The sequence below is a fragment of the Lysinibacillus boronitolerans JCM 21713 = 10a = NBRC 103108 genome, assembly GCF_000772935.1.
GTDB classification, from domain to species: domain Bacteria; phylum Bacillota; class Bacilli; order Bacillales_A; family Planococcaceae; genus Lysinibacillus; species Lysinibacillus boronitolerans.
This window is the reverse complement of the sequence record NZ_JPVR01000040.1, coordinates 1-4281: the sequence shown is the minus strand read 5'-3', so window position 1 is coordinate 4281 and position 4281 is coordinate 1. Positions and strand designations below refer to the sequence as shown.

Annotated in this window: 9 protein-coding genes; all 9 read right to left on the bottom strand. The window is 33.7% G+C overall.

All coding sequences use genetic code 11. The annotated features are described in order from the left end of the window. Positions 1 to 86: 86 nt before the first annotated feature. The gene (locus CD31_RS00470; protein WP_036074895.1) at positions 87 to 359 is read right to left on the bottom strand and encodes a YolD-like family protein; all 273 of its coding nucleotides are present in this window, start codon (positions 357 to 359) and stop codon (positions 87 to 89) included. A 253-nt stretch (positions 360 to 612) separates the two neighbouring features. Beyond that, the gene (locus tag CD31_RS00465; protein WP_036074892.1) at positions 613 to 1299 is read right to left on the bottom strand and encodes a DUF3800 domain-containing protein; all 687 of its coding nucleotides are present in this window, start codon (positions 1297 to 1299) and stop codon (positions 613 to 615) included. A gap of 455 nt (positions 1300 to 1754) precedes the next feature. After that, on the bottom strand, positions 1755 to 2426 hold the full coding sequence (locus CD31_RS00460; protein ID WP_036074889.1) for a M15 family metallopeptidase: 672 nt from the start codon (positions 2424 to 2426) through the stop codon (positions 1755 to 1757). Next, positions 2423 to 2686 carry a phage holin gene (locus tag CD31_RS00455; protein WP_036074886.1) on the bottom strand — a complete coding sequence of 88 codons (264 nt, stop codon included), beginning with the start codon at positions 2684 to 2686 and terminating at the stop codon, positions 2423 to 2425. The genes CD31_RS00460 and CD31_RS00455 overlap by 4 nt, the downstream gene beginning before the upstream one ends. Positions 2687 to 2698: 12 nt before the next feature. Beyond that, entirely contained in the window at positions 2699 to 2932 is a 234-nt protein-coding gene (locus tag CD31_RS00450) for a hemolysin XhlA family protein (protein ID WP_052125280.1), read from the bottom strand. Positions 2933 to 3063: 131 nt separating this feature from the next. Then, positions 3064 to 3261 carry a hypothetical protein gene (locus CD31_RS00445; RefSeq protein ID WP_036074883.1) on the bottom strand — a complete coding sequence of 66 codons (198 nt, stop codon included), beginning with the start codon at positions 3259 to 3261 and terminating at the stop codon, positions 3064 to 3066. A gap of 84 nt (positions 3262 to 3345) precedes the next feature. Continuing rightward, on the bottom strand, positions 3346 to 3495 hold the full coding sequence (locus CD31_RS00440) for an XkdX family protein (protein ID WP_036074882.1): 150 nt from the start codon (positions 3493 to 3495) through the stop codon (positions 3346 to 3348). Then, positions 3495 to 3710, bottom strand: coding sequence for an XkdW family protein (locus CD31_RS00435; RefSeq protein WP_036074881.1), 216 nt, complete (start codon positions 3708 to 3710; stop codon positions 3495 to 3497). The genes CD31_RS00440 and CD31_RS00435 overlap by 1 nt, the downstream gene beginning before the upstream one ends. Next, positions 3710 to 4281: hypothetical protein (locus CD31_RS23430; protein ID WP_036074879.1), on the bottom strand; the 572-nt coding region annotated here is incomplete at its 5' end. The genes CD31_RS23430 and CD31_RS00435, both read right to left, overlap by 1 nt.

The following is a 4281-nucleotide window of genomic DNA, read 5'->3' as shown; positions in this document are numbered from 1 at the left end:
TATCATTAAATACTATACATCCTACCTATAATTATACTATTGATTACATATTTCCGCGGTCACGTAGCATCAAAAATCACTCTCCACTAATAATCGATATCTGAAATTTTTAGGATATCTAAGAAATGTACCTTATGAACATTGAAGTATTTATCTTTGATGTGAATTAACTTAGTGTTTGCGTCCATGTTTGTGACTATACCTTCTAAAGGTTCATCACGTTTATAGATTGTAAAAACCTTGGTCTGCTTTTCCTCCATCACCTCAGTTAGTGTATTAGCGATTTCTTCTAAGTCAAACTCGTCTCTTTCTGGGTGCTTTGGTTCTTTCTTTTTAGTAGGTGTTTTAGTCTTTGCCATTTTAACCTCTCCTTTAACAGAACGTTTGTTTGTATTTATTATAGAACGAATGTTCTGTTTTAGGCAATAAAAAAATGACCAGATAATTTTCTGGTCATACTATTTAAGGTAATGATAATATTGTTTTAAAAATAAAAAGACCGCTCTGTCGCGGTCCCAGAAAGGTCGGCGTACACATAGCACGCTTAATGCTTTGATCGAACACTTTCTGTAAACAGTACACTTCATGTCTGTACACACATTATACATACACTTAAGGTAATTGTAAATAAAAATGATTTGTTTTGTTTCTAAGCTGATGTTTTGAATGCGTATGTGAGTGCCAAATAGTATTGGCAATAATATCAGACGCTTGGATTAAATAGTCAGAAATAGACGTTTTGTAACTCACATCAATCATTAAATTCCCATACAATATTGGTTTATGAAAGACGCTGTAATCAAAATTATGAACTCCATGAATAAACTCTTCATATATCGAAGATTTTAAATCATAATAGCCATTTGTAGCTGTACCTTGTTCATCGATACAAATAATTAGATTCACATCTTCGTATGGATCAATTTTTCCCTTACGGATTAAATCCATAAATTTAGATTTAATACATCTTTTTAGTGCATAATCTTTAAATCTGTGGATAGATTTCTTCTCTGACATAATATCTTTGTTAATTCTACGAGTATTAACACAGACTGATAAACTTTCATAAGGTTTCATTACATTATAGAGCGCTCTCCTATGTTTAGCTGCAAGTCCAAATGACTTTACTTCTACACATCCATCAATCGTAGCTTTTATTTGATCTGAAAGTTTTCTGTATTTCCTTCTGGCAGTGTCTTTTTCTTTTTTATCTAAAAACAAATATCCACCATATACAAAATACCTGTCATTTCGGTGGAAAACGCCTGAATCATCCAAATAAATATATATAGTCTGCATTATTATCACCCTGTTCCGTCTACAACTTTGGATATTGTGTAGTATTTTATCACTTCATGTATAATTATATGACAAACAAAAATATTATATACGTTGTTATAATTCTAACTTTAAGTTAGTATTTTTTAATATATCATTTGTTTATAATTTTAATAAATATATAGTTTTACTTTTTGTCTAATTATGTATATAAACAAGGAAAAATACAACCGTTTTGACTAGTTAAATTTTCTTATTTTAAACTCGTTTATATCTTCAAAAGATAAAAAAAGCACAACGAAATCTATTGGCAAAAAAGCCAAAAAGAAAACGGAGTGCTTCTCACGTATCATATTCATTTGATTTCTTATATACAATTTAAACTATTTACAAAAGGATTTCAAGTACTATTTTCCAAATATTCTATTTAAATTGTTAAATAAGCTAATAATCAATTGACTTATAGGATTTAACTTTTAGATATTTCGCTGGGCAATTATTATTTTTAATCCTTCGAAATCACCACTTGTCAGTGTGCCAGCATCGAATTTATCTAAGTGTGATTTATCAATAAGCTTTTTATCTACAGCTTGTTTGATGTAGTTTCGAACTGCAGCTTTAAGTGTTTCGTTAGTAAATTTCATAATATCATCTTCCTTTTCATTTTGAATTGGTTTATTATCTTCCTTGATCAATTGCACTTTAACAGCACTACTTGTCGGCACAATTACCTGCCCCTCTAACTTGTAACCTTTTGGCATTGCCCAATTCGTAGGTATTTCAAAATGTGGTGCATCATACTGTCCAACGGGCCAATATCCACCCCAAGTAATCCCTAGTTTCTTAGCAATAGCTCCTACTTTGGAAAGGGTAGAAATATCATAAAGATTTCGTGGTGGAGCAACAGCAATATCCCAGGCTCTACGTGATGTGTGATTACTATTGCGTGTCCAAGTTACTACTTGGCCTGGTCTTGTTCTACCTTGTTCATACAAATAATTTTGTCTTGCTTGGCTCCGATATGTTTCGGTAATGAAGATAAAGTCAATACCTACCTTGTAGCATTCTTGAAAGAGTAATCGGCAGGCTGTTTGTGCGGCTGCTGTTAATTCGCTTAGATCACGACATGTAGTCGTTACACTTGTCATTTTGCATCATCCTTCGGTTTTTTATATTTTAATGCTTGTTCACTATCACTGACATCGCTAGTGGTTGGATCAATGACAATACCTAACAAAATCAAAATGCTTAAAATGGTATTAAAAATAGCAGTGGCTTGTTCGCCAACTGCCTCAGGTAAACTGTATCCAAATGCTGCCGTCACTTGTTGTACCAGTAATAACAAAAATGCGAATAGTGATACTAAAAATGGTTTGTGTTTTAATCGTACTTTCCAGTTGATTTTCATTGTAGGTTCCTCCTATAACATTTTATTTGCCGCAAAAATTATTCCTATTGCTCCAGTAATGACACCAGTAACAATTCCACCAATAATCAGTCGAACAATCCAAGTCGTATTGGATTTAATTGCAGTTAAATCATCTTTCATATCCTTGATGTTATTTTCTGCAATAGAGATTCGAACCTCATGAGCATTTACTTTTTCTTTCAACATATTGTGTTCAGTTACACTTACATACGATGATCCTTCCATATCATCACCAATCCTTTGCCCTAAAATAAAAGCCATGAGACGCATCGAGATTCAGTAACATGTACCGGTGCCCATCTCGATTGCTCTCATAGCATAATAAAAAGCACCCTCAATCGAGAGCACTTTTGAACTTACTTTCTATTTGCTACAAAATCCACAATTTGTGATCTTAAAAATGCTCCTTCACCATACGAGTTTCTATAGAAGTACCATTCACTTTGAGTTTCGTCACTTAATGAATTTGCTATATGCATTGTATCAATAAAATCATCAATTATAGTTATCTTTTTTCCATTAATTAAACTTATTTCAATTGTATACGTTGCCATAATAAATCACTTCCTTTCATCATACTTATTTCGACAAAAGGAAAGGATTTCCTCTTAAAAATGACAATAAAAATAACGCTAAGTCTATGCTTGCGTCTCAAAATCTTGCTTCGTGATTTCTTTATACTGTTCAGGCGTAATTTCACCGAAAGGATTAGCCTCTGTTTTAACTGCGATTCGTAGTTGCTCTGCAGTTACCCACTTGAACATGAAAGCAATTTGCCAAAATTCCATCAGCTCCCACCACCTTTCATTGAAATGACATCTAATTTAAGTTGTGTAAGCTGCGAGCCTAGGTTATTGATTAGAAGGTCCTTTTGAATACCTTTCATCTTCTCCTGTGCTAGTTGTTCGCCTAAAGACATTACTTGATCTTCTGTAGTAGGTATTGAACCCACTTTTTCAAGTGGACCCCATGAGCCATCAGGTAATCTTCTACGTCTTTGCATTATTCCAACACCCCCCATACTAAATAGATTTTATCGTCTATATTTACATTAGCTCTAGATGTAGTCAGTTTAAGAATGATATTATCCTTCGATTCTACAGTTTCATGGTAATATTCATCTTCAACTATTCCCTCTGAAACTTCTACGATGTTCTTTGGGTCTGCTTCGAGTAAAATATATTGCTCCTGCTCACCAGTTAGTGTCATTGATAATTCAACCGTTAAATCAAGATCCTCATCTCGCTGCACCCAAATTAAAACGCCTCTTGCTGAACCTTTAGGAGGGGAGATTTTATACCTCGCTACAGATTGCAAAATAGGCGTGTTTACTGTGTTTTTATTAAGTTTTATCGTCTTGCTAGTCTTAGCACCATAATTGTCAATTACCTCGACAACAATTATATTCTCACCGACTTTTAGCTGGCCAAGTGATACTTCAAACTCCCATGCCCCGCCTGTACCAGTGTAAATTTCAATCGGATTAGCTCCGTTAATTCGATAATTTACTTTAACGCTAGAATTCGCATCTGGATCGCCCGAAGTTCCTCTGATCGTAAATTTATCAGTATCTA

Bases quoted from the DNA above. Each gene is read 5' to 3' on its own strand.
- CD31_RS00470 (WP_036074895.1), bottom strand. From the start codon at position 359: ATGGCAAAGACTAAAACACCTACTAAAAAGAAAGAACCAAAGCACCCA.
- CD31_RS00465 (WP_036074892.1), bottom strand. From the start codon at position 1,299: ATGCAGACTATATATATTTATTTGGATGATTCAGGCGTTTTCCACCGA.
- CD31_RS00460 (WP_036074889.1), bottom strand. From the start codon at position 2,426: ATGACAAGTGTAACGACTACATGTCGTGATCTAAGCGAATTAACAGCA.
- CD31_RS00455 (WP_036074886.1), bottom strand. From the start codon at position 2,686: ATGAAAATCAACTGGAAAGTACGATTAAAACACAAACCATTTTTAGTA.
- CD31_RS00450 (WP_052125280.1), bottom strand. From the start codon at position 2,932: ATGGAAGGATCATCGTATGTAAGTGTAACTGAACACAATATGTTGAAA.
- CD31_RS00445 (WP_036074883.1), bottom strand. From the start codon at position 3,261: ATGGCAACGTATACAATTGAAATAAGTTTAATTAATGGAAAAAAGATA.
- CD31_RS00440 (WP_036074882.1), bottom strand. From the start codon at position 3,495: ATGGAATTTTGGCAAATTGCTTTCATGTTCAAGTGGGTAACTGCAGAG.
- CD31_RS00435 (WP_036074881.1), bottom strand. From the start codon at position 3,710: ATGCAAAGACGTAGAAGATTACCTGATGGCTCATGGGGTCCACTTGAA.